Below are 16,734 nucleotides of genomic sequence, written 5' to 3' on the forward strand. Positions count from 1 at the left end.
CAGCTTTTTGTATTCTTGCTTTTTTAAATATTAAATACTTCAAAAAAACAACAACCAACCTAACTAAAACTTATAACTCAACCCTGTGTACACACCAATAATGTATGGTCTAAAATCACCAGAAGTATTTTCAAACGCATTCATTTGGTATTTAAAGGTTGGTTGTATATTGAATTTAATTTTATCTGAAAACTTATAGTCTAAACCAAGTCCTAAGTTTCCGCTAAAACTAACCTCGTTAATATTATTTGCTTCGCCAATTTCTGTTTTTTGGCCATCAAATTCAGAAAATATCTTATTATCATTTAAAATAAAGGTGCTTAATCCTGCAATAACGTTTACGCCAAACTTTTTACTAGATATCGTGTATTCTAACTCCATAGGAACCTCGTAATAACCAATACGCTGACTTATAGCTGCATTTTCATTTGGTAAAAGACCAACCGCTTGTTGCACCACCAGATTATTTGCAGAAATAGCCGAAATATTTTGACCGTTATTAAAGTCTACATTTTTTAAAGCAGGAGCATTATTTCCAGAAACATTTTGATAAATAATCACATTATCTGTGTCATAACTTAAATTTAAAGAGTTCACACCAGAACGCAATTTTAATTTGTTATTAAAAGCATAGCTTACATTGACACCATAACTCGTGTTTGTTTCACCAGATTTGGAGTTGTCAATAAATTGATCGTCCATGTGAGATCCTTTTCCAAGGGTATTATAGTAAACAGGTGCAATGTTAGCATATACTTGCCACCTGTTTACCTTTTCCTCTTTTTCAATGAGATCTTCCACTTTCGCTATTTCTTCTTCTATAGATGTTTCTTCCTTTTCGGTTTCTGTATCTGTAGTTGTGTTTTCTTCTTCGGTATTTATAGTGTTTTCTGCTATAGTATTTGTAGCACTATTTTCTAATGCAGAAGCTACTTTGTTTTTGTCTAATTCGGTTACATTTCCATTCGTAGAATTACTGTTTTGGGCTACAGTATTGGCGTTTGTATTAGTAATACCTGTATTTTTTTCTGTAGCATTAGTAGCGATAATATTCTTATTTATAGTGCTAGATTGTGCAGTATTGATAGTAACGTTTTTGGTCTTCGTATATAACGGTGAATTATTTTTAGTAGGTACTATTTGGGTTTGTTTATTAGCGGTAGCCTTTCTTTTATTTTGGGTTACAGAAGTATATGCTTTGCTGTTTTGTGAAGTATTATTGCTAACGGAATTGTTCGTGTTTACATTGTTATTTGTCGTTTTAGACGTATTAGAAGATGCAACACCAGCGTTTATATTGTTTTTGTTTGCTTCGGATGTTGTATTTTGAGAGGTGTTAGAAGATGCAACACTAGAATTTGTGTTGTTTTTGTTTGCTTCGGGAGTGTTTTTAAAGCCATCCATTATTCCTTCTTTGTTAGAAGTGGTATTGCTTTCTTCTACAATTCCATTATTTGTGTTTTCTGAATTTGTACTATTCGCGTTGGTACTATTCTTTTCCATTTCGGAAGCATTTACGGCATTCTCTATGTCTACAACATTTGTTTTGGTTGCATTATTTCTATTCGAATTATAGCGATTCCCTATCGTTAATAGTATGAGCAATAATGCTGCAATACCACCAATACGTAGCCAAATAGGAAAAATCTTTTCCTTATCTTCTTTAGGTTGCTCTAGTTTGCTTTGAATATTTTCCCAAACTTTCGGATTAGGAGTTGCCTCTAAATCTTTAAGTTTTTCTTGAAAAATTCTATCTATATGTTTTTTGTCACTCATTACAATGTTTGCGCGTTTAAAGACGCTCTATAGGTTTCTATTTTATCTTTTAAAGTCTGTCTGGCTCTTGCTAAGTTAGATTTTGATGTTCCTGTTGTTATACTTAACATAGCTGCTATATCTTTATGGGAATAGCCGTCTAAGGCATACAGGTTAAATACTAATCTGTATCTGTCTGGTAATTCTTGAATAATTTGTAATAGATAGTCTATAGATAATTCATCATCTTCTATTTCAAGAGTTACATCTTCAATATTTTCTTCGTTTACAATTTCAAAAACACCTTGGCTTCTGTAGCATTGTAGAGCTGTGTTTATTGCTATTCGTTTTAACCAACCTTCAAAAGAACCTTTGTTATTGTATTGTGATATTTTGTTAAAAATAGTCACAAAAGCATCCTGCAGATTATCTTCCGCTTCGGCGTAACTTCGTGAATACTTTAAGCAAAGAGAAAACAGCTTACTCGAAAAGAGTTGGTATAGTTCGCTTTGTGCTTTAGCATCATTTTTTTTACAATTTAGAATGAGTTGGTCTAAACTCAAAGGATATATGTATTAGTTAAAATTATTCTACTACTTCTATTTCATAGATCAAGTAGTTGTCTTGATTCGTGTTGTTTATATCGTTTTCACTATGCCAAAATTTAAAAACATAAGTACCTAGCTCGGTTGGTCTAAAATTAAAGGAAGCTTCTGCTTCTGTCATTGTTTCTTGGCAGTCACTTATATTTGTATACACTTGGCTAACCACAGCAATAATACTTTCATTTCCATTTGCAGTAGAATAAATGCCATTAAAAACGTGACAAGAAGATGGCTTGAAATAAACCAAATCTATAGTGTATGTGTAGTTTCTTCTAAATACATCTGGCATGCTAACACTTTCTATAGGTAAAAACTCTGTTTGAGAACGTGGCGTATCCTCATCATTTACACTACAAGAAAATAAAGAAACGAATAATAAGATTGCTAATATTTTTTTCATTTTAAGTATAATAAAAACATAGGTTTTAATTACTAGATGCAGAAAAGTATAAAAGGTTGCGTGTAAAAATAAAAAATCCCGAATATATCGGGATTTTTTTAAATTTATTCTTTAGCAGCTTTAATTGCTAATTTAATTTTTCCTTCCAGCTCATCCATGAGCTCCGGATTATCTTTTATTAATGCTTTAACAGCATCTCGACCTTGACCTAGTTTTGTTTCGTCATAACTAAACCACGAACCAGCTTTCTTTACAATTTCAAATTCTACAGCAATATCTAAAATTTCACCAACTTTAGAAATTCCTTCTCCATACATAATATCAAATTCGGCAAGTCTAAAAGGTGGAGCTACTTTGTTTTTAACCACTTTTACTCTGGTTTTGTTTCCTTGTACTTCTCCGTCGGTACTTTTTATTTGCGTGGATCTTCTAATATCTAATCGAACAGAAGCATAAAACTTTAATGCATTTCCTCCAGTTGTTGTTTCTGGATTACCAAACATAACACCAATCTTTTCTCTCAATTGGTTAATAAAAATAACCGTACAATTAGTCTTACTAATAGATGCTGTTAATTTTCTTAAAGCTTGAGACATTAAACGTGCATGTAAACCCATTTTAGAATCTCCCATTTCACCTTCAATTTCACTTTTTGGTGTTAATGCTGCAACAGAATCAATTACCACAATATCAATAGCACCAGAACGTATTAAGTTATCGGCAATTTCAAGTGCTTGCTCCCCATTATCTGGTTGCGAGATTATTAAATTATCTATATCTACTCCTAAATTTCCAGCATAAAATCTATCAAAAGCATGCTCTGCATCAATAAATGCAGCAATTCCACCAGCTTTTTGAGCTTCTGCAATGGCATGTAAAGTTAACGTCGTTTTACCAGAAGATTCTGGACCATATATTTCTATAACACGACCTCTTGGATAACCACCAACGCCTAATGCAATATCTAAACCTAAAGATCCAGAAGAAATAGCCTCTACATCTACTATGGCTTTATCGCTCATTTTCATTACTGTTCCTTTCCCGTAAGCCTTGTCTAATTTGTCTAAAGTTAGTTTAAGGGCTTTTAATTTTGCTTCTTTTTCGCTGCTCATCTGTGTATATTATTTTATTCGTGTAAGAGACGCTAAAATACTACTTCTTTTGTCATATTGCAATACAATAATACATTTCATTTTAAATTAATTAAATAATAATTGCCTTCGCGACGCAACCTTTTTGCTCTTTTTGCATCTACTATATAAAGTGGGAAAATTTTATGCTATGAAAAAGAAAAATAACCTTGCTTTTTAATAAATAGTGTCGAATAAATTTTAAAATTATTGAATCTAATTTGAATTTTATTTTCTTGTGATGAAATGATAATTTAAGCATCCCTTAAATACGTTTTGTTTTATGTTGGAACATGAAGAAAATAGAAATAACTTTAATTCATTGTTTTAATCTTTATTAGGTATATATAGTTTAATCTTTAAAGAATAGAACTATGAAGTTTTTTAAAAAATGTATTCATGCACTAGGCGGTTCCGTTGCTATATTTATAAATAGTAACTGTAAGGCCGATGGAGGTTAACTCGTAAAATATTTAAAATTTTAAGAAATTGAAAATATTAATAACGAGTTAGTCTATTAAAAGTCCTTTGCAAAGCGCAAAGGACTTTTTTTTGCCTTATACTTTTATAAATGGTATTATACAAATGCACAAATCTTGCCTATTCTTTTTAAAATACTACCTTTGCATTATAAACTCAAAACTCTTCCTTATGTGAAGTTAAATGAGAATCTTTAACCTTAAAACTAAGTATAGCATGCAACTGTACAACACCTTAAGCGCAAAAGAAAGAGCTGCGTTAATCGAAGAAGCAGGAAAAGACCGATTAACACTTTCTTTTTACCAATACGCTAAAATTGAAAATCCTCAAGAATTTAGAGACCACTTATTTTTAACCTGGAATGCATTAGATGTTCTTGGTAGAATATATGTGGCTACAGAAGGTATCAACGGACAACTATCTCTTCCGGCAGATCAATTTGAATCTTTTAAAACCCATTTAGATACCATCGATTTTTTAAACGGAATCCGTTTAAATATTGCCGTAGAGCAAGATAATATGTCTTTTTTAAAACTGAAAGTAAAAGTTAGAAACAAGATTGTTGCCGATGGTTTAAATGACGATACTTTTGATGTAAGAAATAAAGGGGTTCATGTTGGTGCAGACCAATTTAACCAACTTATTGAAGATGAGAATACGATTTTAGTGGACATGCGAAACCATTACGAAAGTGAAATAGGTCATTTTAAAAATGCAGTAACTCCAGATGTAGATACGTTTAGAGAATCTTTAGATATTATTGAAGCAGATTTAAAAGCACATAAAGAAGACAAAAACCTTGTCATGTATTGTACTGGTGGCATACGTTGTGAAAAAGCTTCCGCATATTTTAAACATAAAGGCTTTAAAAATGTATATCAGTTAGAAGGCGGAATCATAGAATATACACGTCAAATAAATGACGAAGGATTAGAAAATAAATTCATTGGAAAAAACTTTGTTTTCGATGAAAGAAGAGCCGAAAAAATTAGCGAAGATGTGATTGCAAAATGCCATCAATGTGGAGATGCTTTCGATATTCATACCAATTGTGCAAATGATGCTTGCCATCTACTTTTTATTCAATGTGATGCTTGTAAAGCCGAAATGGATAACTGTTGCTCTACAACTTGTCAAGAAATTCATGTGCTTCCTTTTGAAGAACAAAAAGCATTGCGAAAAGGACAAGCAAATAGTAATGATATATTTAAAAAAGGAAGAGCAGATCACTTACCTTACAAAAAAGATTTAAGGAATATTTTTGAATCCTTACCAAACAAGAAGTAAATGGATATTTACAAGCTATTACAACTAAACCGAAAGATAAAAAGTCATCGAATTAAATTCTTTGGTCTTTGGCTGTTACACAAATTTAACAGGCGTTATCTAGCAGTAAATTTAGATCCTGTAATGGCTTGTAACTTACGTTGTAAAATGTGCTATTTTACAGATGCAGATTATGTAAAAACCTTAAAAGGGCAATTTAAACAAGAAGAGTTAGATCAGGTAGCAAAAACCATTTTTAAACGTGCATTAAAATTGCAAATTGGTTGCGGTACAGAGCCAACGCTTTATAAAAACTTACCAGAAATTGTAAAACTAGGTAAAGAATACGGAGTGCCCTATATTTCGGTAACTACCAATGCGAATTTGCTAGATGAAGAAAAGATTGAAGCACTTTTAAAAGCAGGTCTTAATGAATTTACGATCTCATTGCACGGCGTAACCAAAGAAAGTTATGAGGGTTTTATGAAAAAATCGAGCTACGAGAAATTTCATAATGCATTTAATGCTTTTCAAAAACTAAAAAGTAAATACGATTTTAAAGTCCGAATTAATTATACTTTCAATAAAGATAATTTTTACGAACTAACAGAGCTCTTTGATCACTTTAGCGGAAAAAGTTTCGATATTCTTCAAATTCGTCCCATTAGAAAAATTGGTAATACCGAGTATAATGATTTCGATTTAGAAAGTATTCGTGCAGATTACCCGAAATTGATAACACAAATTCGAGACAATTGTAAAGCCAATAATATTACGCTTTTAGCGTCCAACGAAATTCCTAAAAAAACGAAAATAAACAACTCTAGTTTAATTTTTGACTATACGTTTTGCTATGTTTCTCCCAATCAATTCTGGAAAGAAGGTTTTAATTGGAAAGAAGAAAGCTTCAATAGTTACTCTAAAAGAATAGGCTGGAGCAAGCAATTATATGCAAATGTTTTTAAGTCGGAAACCGAATTAAAATCACTTACCAATAGATTAAATTATGAAGTAGAGTTTAATTAAAATGCTACTCTTTTATAATTTTAAACGTTTTCTTTTGGTAGGTGTCACTTTCAAGGGTTAAAAAGTACATCCCATTAGAAAGGTTTCCTAAACTTACTTTTTGTATTCCTTCTAAAATGTTATTTATTGTTTTTATGTTTTTACCTTGAATATCCACTAATGTAGCTTTTGTAATGCTATGGCTAGATGAAATATGAATATAATCCTTAGTTGGGTTAGGGTAAATGGAAACTGCTGGTAAATCGTTTTCACCGATGCTTAAGGTTTGCATATTAAATAGATGTGTAATGGTTTGTCCTTCATAAGTAACTTCCCATTTCCACGTACCAACTACATCAAATGAATTAAAATACCAGTAGTAATACCAAGAAGAACTTGTTGTGCTGGTATTAAAAGAGGAATTAAAAAAAACAGAATTATTTGGTCTTAAAATCTGTACACTTAAATTGGTTCCTGCAACTTGATCTCTTAAAAAAGCAGTTAAATAAATGGTGTCTCCTAATTCAAAATCAGTACTTTCATAAGTGGTTTCTTGCTCAGGACATGTTGGAAATACAATAGGGTTATTGCTATGTGTAAGTGCGGCATTTATATTTGAGTTGCTATATGGTTTTTGGTTTAGCCACCAGGAGTCTGCGTTTAAACTATTGCATGTTCCGTAATACGGATCTACTAATTGTGTATAACTCGCATTTGTGTATACTTCAAAATGTAAATGTGGTCCTGTTGAATTCCCCGAACTTCCTACCGTTCCAAGAACTTCTCCTGTGGTTACCATATCTCCAATAATTTTTGGAGTTACAGATCCGTTTTTCATATGGCCATACCAAGCAACACTACCATCGCTATGTTGCACGTAAACAGCGTTCCATTGATTATTATTAAAGCCGCAACTTCTATCAAATTGACCATCTCCTTTTCCTATAATTTGCCCACTTGCCGCGGCAATAATTTCTGTTTGGCTATCATCCATCTGCTTCCAACTAAACGGCCATAGGTAAATATCTAAACCTTGATGGTTATATCCCGCTGGGGTGTCATAGGTTTGTGAACCACAATTATAATCTAATAATTGACTTGGAAACGCCGTATTATGATCTACATATCCAGAAATTGCCCAAGTCTCATTAAAATCAAAACCAGTGGCTTGCTGTATGGGCCAATCAAATAAAACATGACCACCAGCTTTATTTGTTTCTTTAAATGCGAGTTTGTTTTCTTGTTTTAAAACGCGCATATTTTCCTTTAAGGAAACTTTAATGTTTTCCCTTTGTTCTATGGTTAAGCAAGGTTTTTTTGCTTCATTAAAGATGTATTCTCCGCTATTTATTTTTTGAAAAGATTCTTGAGCATGTACAGAAATTAAAAATCCGAATACCGAAAGTAGTGCGATGGAAGTTTTAGTGATTTTTTTCATAATATTAATAGCTTTAAGGGTTGTCGAAATATCTTAAAAAAGGAATTGTAATCTATTTGCTATTAATGAATTAGGAAGTATAAAGATACAAATTTTTTATAATATTGAGTTTTATAAATTTACTAGCTTTTTAACTTAATAAATAATATTATCTTTACATTCCAAAGTAGAGCTTTGGTTTTAAATTTCTATGAAAGTGGAAATGTTTAAAAAAGAAACTATTTTTTATTAATCTTCTTCTGAAAAAAGAATGCTTTTTCAGAATCAATATATACACTTTATGGCTTGTGGAACTTGTTCAACAGGAAAAGATGGCCAACCAAAAGGCTGCAAAAGTAACGGAACATGCGGAACAGATAGTTGTAATAAACTTACTGTTTTTGATTGGTTAGCAAACATGTCGCTTCCAAACGGAGAGAAACCTTTTGATTGGGTGGAGGTTCGTTTTAAAAACGGAAGAAAAGAATACTACAAAAACACAGAAAATCTAACCTTAGCGATTGGTGATGTGGTTGCAACGCAAGAGCAATCTGGTCATGATATTGGTATGGCAACACTTACCGGAGAATTGGTAAGAGTACAAATGAAACGTAAAAAAGTTTCTGAAAAACCAGAAACAATTTTAAAAATATACAGAAAAGCATCACAAAAAGATATTGATATTTGGTCTGAAGCTCGCGATAGAGAAGACGCAATGAAGGTAAAAGCACGCCAATTTGCAATAGAGCTGAAATTAAAAATGAAGATTTCAGATATCGAATTTCAAGGAGATGCAAGTAAAGCTACTTTCTATTATACAGCAGAAGAGCGCGTAGATTTTAGAGAGCTTATTAAACTTTTTGCAAGAGAGTTTAGAACCAGAATAGAAATGAAACAAGTTGGCTTTAGACAAGAAGCTGCAAGACTTGGTGGTATTGGCTCTTGTGGTCGTGAGTTATGTTGTTCTACCTGGTTAACCGATTTTCGTTCGGTAAGCACATCTGCAGCACGTTACCAACAATTATCTTTAAATCCGCAAAAATTAGCAGGACAATGTGGAAAACTAAAATGTTGTTTAAACTATGAGTTAGATAGTTATTTAGATGCTCTAAAAACGCTTCCAAAACCGGAAATAAAATTATACACTAAAAAAGGAACTGCTGTTTGTCAGAAAACAGATATTTTTCAAGGACATTTATGGTACGCTTATGAAGGCGAATGGATGAATTGGCATAAGATTACTAAAGATCAAGCCAATGAAATTATAGCAATAAATAAGAATAAAGAAAAAATAGAAAGTCTAGAGGAATACGCATTAGAACTAGTAGAAGATACTAAAACAGAGTTTGAAAACGTTGTTGGTCAAGATAGTTTAACACGTTTTGATAGTCCAAAAGGCAATAAAAAACGTAAAAACAATAAGAGAAGAACAAAACCTCAAAATAGTACAAACAATACCAACACCAATACTGCTGCTAAGACTAATAAATCGAATACCAATAAAACAAACAAAGCGAACACCAATAAACCCCGTAATACAAACAAAACGAGTACTGCGAGCAAAAGCAATACCACCAATAAAAGTAATACCACAAACAAAGCTAGCAATACAAACAAAACTAGAAATACAAATAGAACCAGTAATACGAATAAAACCAGTAATACTAATAAAACAAACAATGCGAAATAGTATTTCTCTATTGCTTTTTTTTCTTTCTTTATTTTTTGTGTCTTGCGATGCTAATGGTGTTTTTGATAGGTATCAAAGTATACCAAACCAATGGAATAAAGAAGCTTTAGTAACGTTTAAAGTACAAGCGCCAGACTCTATAAATAAATACAATTTGTTTGTAAACTTGAGAAATAATCAGGAATACAAATACAATAATTTGTATTTAATAGTAGAAATGAATTTTCCGCATGGAAAAACGGTTAAGGACACATTAGAATACAAAATGGCAAAACCGAATGGCGCATTTTTAGGTACTGGTTTTTCTAGCATTAAAGAAAATAAATTGTGGTATAAAGAGAATTTTACTTTTACCGAAATAGGAGAGTATCAAATTAATATACAACATGCCATGCGTGAAAACGGAAAAGTGAATGGTGTCATTGACTTAGAAGGCGTTACAGATGTTGGATTTAGAGTAGAAAAACAAATTAAATAAATTAGTAAACAAGGGTTTCAATTCCTTGTAGTTTAAGAATATGGCAAAAAAACAAGCGAAAAAACAAGCAAAAACAGAAGATTTCACGAAGTACGTTCGTTTATTTTGGAAACTTTTTTTAGGTGGTGTTTTAGCATTCATCTTATTGTTTGTATTAACATCTATGTTTGGGGATTTACCGGATCACACCATCTTAGAAAATCCTAAAACCAATTTAGCGACAGAGATTATTTCTTCCGACGGAAAAACTTTAGGTAAATTCTATTTTAATGATAATAGAACGCCAGTAAGTTATGATGAATTGCCGCAGCATTTGGTAGATGCTTTAATAGCAACAGAAGATGCACGTTTTCATGAGCATTCAGGGATTGATGCAAGAGGAACATTAAGAGCCATTGTAAAACTAGGAAAAGGTGGAGGAGCAAGTACTATTTCGCAGCAACTTGCAAAACAATTATTTCACGGGGAAGGATCTAAAAATACGATCGCTCGTATTTTACAAAAAGCAAAAGAATGGATTATAGCGATTCGTTTAGAGAGACAATACACTAAAGAAGAGATTATAGCGCAATATTTTAATATTTATGATTTTGGAAACAATGGAGATGGAATTCGTTCTGCTTCCAGAATTTATTTTGGTAAAGAACCAATGGAGCTAGATGTAAAAGAATCTGCCATGTTAGTTGGTATGTTTAAAAATTCTTCCTTGTACAATCCAAGACCAGAACGTAATCCAATAGGCGTAAGAAACAGACGTAATGTTGTTTTAGCACAAATGGAAAAGTATGATTTTATAAACGAAAAATTAAAAGACTCGCTACAAAAATTAGACTTAGGTTTACGTTATTCACCAGAATCGCATCGCGAAGGAACAGCGACTTATTTTAGAGAATATCTTCGTGCTTTTATGAAAGATTGGACCAATGAAAAAGGGAATAAAAAACCAGATGGTACAAAATACAACATCAATAGTGATGGCTTAAAAGTATACACTACTATAGATTCTCGTATGCAATTATATGCAGAAGATGCTGTAGCGAAACACATGCCAAGATTACAAGCAGAGTTTTTTCATCAAAATACACCAGATAGAAATCCAACAGCTCCCTTTTTAGATTTAGATACTGCGGAAGTCAATGCTTTAATGCAACGTTCTATAAAACAAAGTGAACGCTGGAGACATATGAAGTATGATTTAAAAAAGAAGGAAAAAGATATTATAGCTTCTTTTGATGTCGCAACAAAAATGAGCATTTTCTCATGGAAAGAAGGTAAAGTACACGAAATAGATACCATTATGAAACCAATGGATTCCATGCGTTATTACAAGCATTTCTTACATACAGGAATGATGAGTATGGATCCGGAAACAGGTCATGTAAAAGCGTGGGTTGGTGGTATAAACTATAAGCATTTTCAATACGATCACGTAAAACAAGGAAAACGTCAAGTAGGTTCTACCTTTAAACCTTTTATTTACGCAACAGCAATAGATCAATTGCATCTTTCGCCTTGTGATGAGTTGCCAAATACACAAATTACAATTGAAGCAAATAAATATGGAAACCCAGAGCCTTGGACGCCAAGGAATTCAGATAATAAATATGGAGGAACACGTACTTTAAAGAATGCTTTAGCAAATTCTATTAATACGATTACTGCGCGTTTAATGGATAAGGTTGGTCCGCAACCCGTGGTAGATTTAGTTAAAAAATTAGGAATAGAATCGGAAGTGCTTCCAGTGCCTTCTATAGCTTTAGGTACACCAGATGTAAGTGTGTATGAAATGGTTGGTGCTTATGCTGCTTTTGCAAATCAAGGGGTATACACAAAACCAGTAATGGTTACGCATATTGAGGATAAAAACGGAACTATTTTATATCAGTTTACACCAGAATCCCGTGATGTACTAAGCGAAGAAGTTGCTTATGTAACCGTAAACCTAATGCAAGGTGTAACACAATCTGGATCTGGAGCAAGATTAAGAACTAAAGGAGCAGATTCTTATAGAAAAGATTATAAAGAGATAATTACTGGTTATCCTTATGAATTTAAAAATCCTATAGCAGGAAAAACAGGAACTACACAAAACCAAAGTGATGGTTGGTTTATGGGAATGGTTCCAAACCTAGTTACCGGAGTTTGGGTTGGTGCAGAAGATCGAGCAGCGCATTTTGCTTCTATTACCTACGGACAAGGAGCAGCAATGGCACTACCAATTTGGGGAATGTACATGCGAAGCTGTTATGAAAATGAAGAACTTGAAATTTCTAAAGGCGATTTTGAAAGACCAAAAAATCTATCTATTGCTGTAGATTGTAAGGATTATAAACAAAATCAAGATTCTAATTCTGATACGCCAGGTGATGATGTTCCTGAGGATTTAGATTTCTAAATTCCTGTGAAGGCAGGAATCTCATGATGTAAATTTATTCATGATAGAAATGTAAGAGTTGACAAAAAATAAGCGTAGCGAATTTTAATTTCCAACAAATAAATTAGTTCTCTAAAAGTCATGTGTTATTTCAAAGCCATTCTTTTTTTATTAAAAAAAATTGATTTTTCACGGTTTTCCCGTAACATTTTTACGGGAAAACCGTAAATTTTAATATATTAGAATATTTTCTATAAAAACTTGCTGTATTAGTTTTTTTTTTTTTTAGGTTTGTCCTGTCAGAGGCAAAAGTTTAAATCAAAGCCGATTAAATGATTGCTAATGACATTAAGATTAATCTATAACTAGCGCTAGTTTTTTATTATCTTCCTTAACAATTAAATAGCGCATTAAAATAACAACGGCTTGTTGTTTTAATACACTTCGGCTTTACACTTTTTTTCGGCTTTAAAATTCGGCTTAATTTTTATTAACCAACCAGTTTTAAATAATCAACTGGTTTAAAATTTTAAAAAAATGAAAAAAATATTTTTAAATCTTTTAGTAGTTATACTTTTTATTGGTCTAAATTCTTGTAGTCAAGATGATTCTAGTACTTCATTAATATCACCTGAGTATGGTAAAGATGTAAAACTTTCCCCAATTAATAATAAGCAAACTAGATTAGACGATGAGTCTAAAATTATTATTGTAAAATTAGGTAGAAAATCAAAAAATTGTATTGGTTTCGGATTTTGCAGAGTATGTGTAGCTTGTGGAACAGCAAGAGTTGATGGTGATATTTTAGAAATACCAGTAAACGAGTATGAAACTGGAGAATTTGTTGAATTACATTTAGATTATGAATTAGGAGATGAGTTCGATTCTAATATTTATATTGATGAAGACTTATATGATGAAGATACTGGATAACTTTTATTATCTGAAGGTGTTTACTCAATAGATAATTCACTTGGAGAGTATGGAGGTTATAAGATTTTATTATAAAATAATCTAAAAAGCTTGCTTTAGAATAAAGTAAGCTTTTAATAAAAAAAATGAAAAAAACCTGTCTATATTTATTATTGTTTTTCTGTTTTGGTGCTATAAAAGCCCAAAATACATTAAAAGCAAATGAGATTCTCAATACAAAAGATTTTGTTATTGAATTAAGTATTCCTAAAGAAACAGAAGTCTATTCCATAAATAGTGATACTATATTAGAATTAATAAAATCAAGTGATAAAGAATATCATATAATTTATTCATTCACTACTTGGTGTGGTCCTTGTAGAGAGTATTTGCCTATGTTGTTAGATTATGTAGAAACAAACAATATAGAATTATACATCATAATTATAGAAAAAGATGCAAGTGAAAAATTATATAATTCCAAAGTATTTTTTGATAAAATGGAAAGCTTCAAGAAACCTTTATATTGTATCACATCTGGAAAATCTAAAAACCCTAAAAAGAAATATTATGAATTTGTAGAATCTATCAAACCAAATCATAATGAATATGGGCTTTCATTAAACATTTTATTTAATAATAAAGGTGAAGTTCTTTATGCTTCAACTTATAATGAGAGTAAAGAAGAAATACTTAAAACATTAAATCAACTAATACAGTAAATATTATTCTCTAATAGTCACACATAAATTCAAAGCCATTCTATTCCGAATGGTTTTTTTATTTCGTATTTTTCAGTTCCAAAAAATTACAAAAATGATTAATAAAAAAGTAGATTCTGTACAAGAAGCATTGCAAGGAGTTCAAGACAACATGACTTTTATGTTTGGTGGATTTGGTCTTTCTGGTATTGCTGAGAATTCTATAGCAGAATTAGTAAAGAAAAACATAAAAGGACTTACCTGTATTTCAAATAATGCAGGAGTTGATGACTTTGGTTTAGGCTTATTGCTGCATCAAAAACAAGTCAAAAAAATGATTTCTTCTTATGTTGGTGAAAATGCAGAATTTGAGCGTCAAATGCTTTCTGGTGAATTGGACGTAGAACTTATTCCACAAGGAACATTAGCAGAACGTTGTAGAGCCGCACAAGCTGGGTTTCCTGCAATTTATACGCCAGCAGGATATGGAACGGAAGTGGCAGAAGGAAAAGAAACCAGAGAGTTTGATGGTAAAATGTATGTATTAGAACATGCTTTTAAAGCAGATTTTGCTTTTGTAAAAGCGTGGAAAGGAGATGCAGCAGGAAATTTAATCTTTAAAGGAACGGCTAGAAATTTTAATCCTAATATGTGCGGAGCAGCAACAATTACCGTTGCTGAGGTAGAAGAACTAGTTCCTGTTGGGACGCTAGACCCTAACCAAATTCATATTCCAGGAATATTTGTACAACGTATTTTTCAAGGTGCTAAGTATGAAAAACGTATTGAGCAGAGAACAGTAAGACAAAGAAATTAAATTATGTTAGATAAAACAGGAATTGCAAAACGAATTGCAAAAGAAGTACAAGATGGTTACTACGTAAACCTTGGTATTGGTATACCAACGCTGGTAGCAAACTATGTTAGAGATGATATAGAAGTGGAATTTCAAAGTGAAAATGGCGTTTTAGGAATGGGGCCATTTCCTTTTGAAGGGGAAGAAGATGCAGATATTATAAACGCAGGTAAGCAAACCATTACGACGCTTCCTGGTGCTAGTTTTTTCGATTCTGCGATGAGCTTTTCTATGATTAGAGGGAAACATGTAGATCTTACTATTCTTGGCGCTATGGAGGTTTCAGAGAATGGAGATATCGCCAACTGGAAAATTCCAGGGAAAATGGTAAAAGGAATGGGAGGTGCAATGGATCTAGTTGCCAGTGCCGAAAATATAATTGTTGCCATGATGCATACCAATAGAGCAGGCGAATCTAAACTGCTTAAAAATTGCAGTCTTCCTTTAACAGGAGTTGGTTGTGTAAAAAAGATTGTCACTAACCTTGCTGTTTTAGAAGTAACGGCAAACGGATTTAAACTGTTAGAACGTGCTCCAGGAGTTTCTGTGGAAGATATTCAAAATGCTACAGAAGGTACTTTAATTGTGGAGGGAGATATTCCTGAAATGAGCTTGTAAAAAGGTTTCTCGTTTTGTTTTATCAAGAATAGCGAATTCTATTTTTCCTATTTAAGTAATAGAAACGGAAAATTAAATGAGCTTGTAAAAAGCAAGCTATTATTGTAAATCACTTATGTTGAATTCCGTTTTTCCGATTTAAGGTAATAGAATAAATGAAATTCAGACAAGTCTTTAATATTCGGAATGAAAATAAAATCCCTTAGCGGAGAGTTTTTTAACTATCAATATAAAGAAGATCGAGATTATGAAACGATAACAGATCGTTTTGTGAGAAACACCACCACTGCATTAGATTTTTTAGTGAAAAATAATACGCTAACGATTTCTTTTGAAGACGATTACGAGTTAAAAAGAGTCGATATCATAGATGTTTTAATAGCAGATACAGTAAACCATATTTCTATAGTTCCGGGGAATAAAAACGCATACTACCATGCACATAATGCCATTATGTTTTATGATACACATGGCGCTGTATTTAGAAAAAACCATAAAAAAAAATGGTTTAAACGAAATAAGGGCTTCAATTCTCCTTTGGCTTTATTTAGCCATGAACTGATACATTGTTATAATGAATTGTATGAAACCGAAGATTATCATGCTAGAAAGAAGGATCATTCTTCTAGAGGGGAAAAAGTAGATTATGATGGTCATGATTTATCATTTCCTAATGCAGAAGAAGTCTTTGTAGTTAAAATGACGAATCAGATAGCAAAAAGATTGGGAGAAGATAAACGCTCTAATTATGGTAGAAGTTATTATGCTGTAGAACATGTATTAAGTACTAAAAAAAAGAAGAACAAACCTAGAAACTGGTTGAAACGTTAAAATTTTAGGTATTTCATCGATTTATTATGCTTTTTAACTGATAATTCTAAAATAAGTTACATCTTTGGAGTCCCCAAATGTACCAAATATAATAACCCGAGTCTAACATAGACTTAACCTAAAATTATGAATTATGAATACGGATTTATTTTTTTTAAAACTTTTTAAAAAACTAAAGAACACATTCAAATTTATGGCGAGCTTATTATATTTAAC

The 16,734-nt window shown here is 32.0% G+C and carries 15 protein-coding genes; 10 read left to right on the top strand and 5 right to left on the bottom strand.

Translation table 11 applies throughout. The features are described from left to right. Positions 1–63: 63 nt before the first annotated feature. The 4 genes from ACVCXO_RS16210 to recA form a co-directional block, all read right to left on the bottom strand. A complete protein-coding gene (locus ACVCXO_RS16210) occupies positions 64–1,776 on the bottom strand; it encodes a hypothetical protein (protein WP_452230636.1) in 1,713 nt (570 codons plus the stop codon). Further along, positions 1,776–2,318 (bottom strand): RNA polymerase sigma factor, encoded by a 543-nt coding sequence (locus ACVCXO_RS16215; protein ID WP_452230637.1) that lies wholly within the window; start codon positions 2,316–2,318, stop codon positions 1,776–1,778. Before ACVCXO_RS16215 ends, ACVCXO_RS16210 begins: the two co-directional genes overlap by 1 nt. Positions 2,319–2,340: 22 nt before the next feature. Next, entirely contained in the window at positions 2,341–2,760 is a 420-nt protein-coding gene (locus ACVCXO_RS16220) for a hypothetical protein (RefSeq protein WP_452230638.1), read from the bottom strand. A 104-nt stretch (positions 2,761–2,864) separates the two neighbouring features. After that, on the bottom strand, positions 2,865–3,872 hold the full coding sequence (recA, locus tag ACVCXO_RS16225; protein ID WP_452230639.1) for a recombinase RecA: 1,008 nt from the start codon (positions 3,870–3,872) through the stop codon (positions 2,865–2,867). 714 nt (positions 3,873–4,586) lie between these two features. Between recA and trhO the strand changes: the two genes are divergently transcribed. Both trhO and ACVCXO_RS16235 read left to right on the top strand, forming a co-directional pair. After that, a complete protein-coding gene (trhO, locus tag ACVCXO_RS16230) occupies positions 4,587–5,657 on the top strand; it encodes an oxygen-dependent tRNA uridine(34) hydroxylase TrhO (protein WP_452230640.1) in 1,071 nt (356 codons plus the stop codon). Next, positions 5,658–6,662 carry a radical SAM protein gene (locus tag ACVCXO_RS16235; RefSeq protein WP_452230641.1) on the top strand — a complete coding sequence of 335 codons (1,005 nt, stop codon included), beginning with the start codon at positions 5,658–5,660 and terminating at the stop codon, positions 6,660–6,662. 4 nt (positions 6,663–6,666) lie between these two features. On the opposite strand, the gene ACVCXO_RS16240 is transcribed toward ACVCXO_RS16235, so the two are convergent. Further along, positions 6,667–8,079 (bottom strand): peptidoglycan DD-metalloendopeptidase family protein, encoded by a 1,413-nt coding sequence (locus ACVCXO_RS16240; RefSeq protein WP_452230642.1) that lies wholly within the window; start codon positions 8,077–8,079, stop codon positions 6,667–6,669. 280 nt (positions 8,080–8,359) lie between these two features. Here ACVCXO_RS16240 and ACVCXO_RS16245 point away from each other — a divergent pair, with 280 nt between their 5' ends. The 8 genes from ACVCXO_RS16245 to ACVCXO_RS16280 all read left to right on the top strand — a co-directional run bounded on the left by ACVCXO_RS16245 (position 8,360) and on the right by ACVCXO_RS16280 (position 16,518). Continuing rightward, on the top strand, positions 8,360–9,748 hold the full coding sequence (locus ACVCXO_RS16245) for a PSP1 domain-containing protein (RefSeq protein ID WP_452231166.1): 1,389 nt from the start codon (positions 8,360–8,362) through the stop codon (positions 9,746–9,748). Next, positions 9,738–10,226: a gliding motility lipoprotein GldH gene (locus ACVCXO_RS16250; RefSeq protein ID WP_452230643.1), complete on the top strand. Its 489-nt coding sequence runs from the start codon at positions 9,738–9,740 to the stop codon at positions 10,224–10,226. The genes ACVCXO_RS16245 and ACVCXO_RS16250 overlap by 11 nt, the downstream gene beginning before the upstream one ends. Positions 10,227–10,266: 40 nt before the next feature. Further along, positions 10,267–12,621, top strand: a complete 2,355-nt coding sequence (locus ACVCXO_RS16255; protein WP_452230644.1) for a penicillin-binding protein 1A — start codon at positions 10,267–10,269, stop codon at positions 12,619–12,621. Between the two features lie 516 nt (positions 12,622–13,137). Beyond that, on the top strand, positions 13,138–13,533 hold the full coding sequence (locus ACVCXO_RS16260) for a hypothetical protein (protein ID WP_452230645.1): 396 nt from the start codon (positions 13,138–13,140) through the stop codon (positions 13,531–13,533). Positions 13,534–13,658: 125 nt separating this feature from the next. Next, positions 13,659–14,234: a TlpA family protein disulfide reductase gene (locus ACVCXO_RS16265; protein ID WP_452230646.1), complete on the top strand. Its 576-nt coding sequence runs from the start codon at positions 13,659–13,661 to the stop codon at positions 14,232–14,234. A gap of 94 nt (positions 14,235–14,328) precedes the next feature. Further along, complete coding sequence (locus ACVCXO_RS16270; protein WP_452230647.1) at positions 14,329–15,030, top strand: CoA transferase subunit A; 702 nt, start codon at positions 14,329–14,331, stop codon at positions 15,028–15,030. A gap of 3 nt (positions 15,031–15,033) precedes the next feature. Then, on the top strand, positions 15,034–15,687 hold the full coding sequence (locus tag ACVCXO_RS16275) for a CoA transferase subunit B (protein WP_452230648.1): 654 nt from the start codon (positions 15,034–15,036) through the stop codon (positions 15,685–15,687). A 186-nt stretch (positions 15,688–15,873) separates the two neighbouring features. Then, positions 15,874–16,518, top strand: a complete 645-nt coding sequence (locus ACVCXO_RS16280) for a hypothetical protein (RefSeq protein ID WP_452230649.1) — start codon at positions 15,874–15,876, stop codon at positions 16,516–16,518. Positions 16,519–16,734 lie beyond the last annotated feature (216 nt).

The organism is Lacinutrix sp. MEBiC02404, assembly GCF_053601575.1.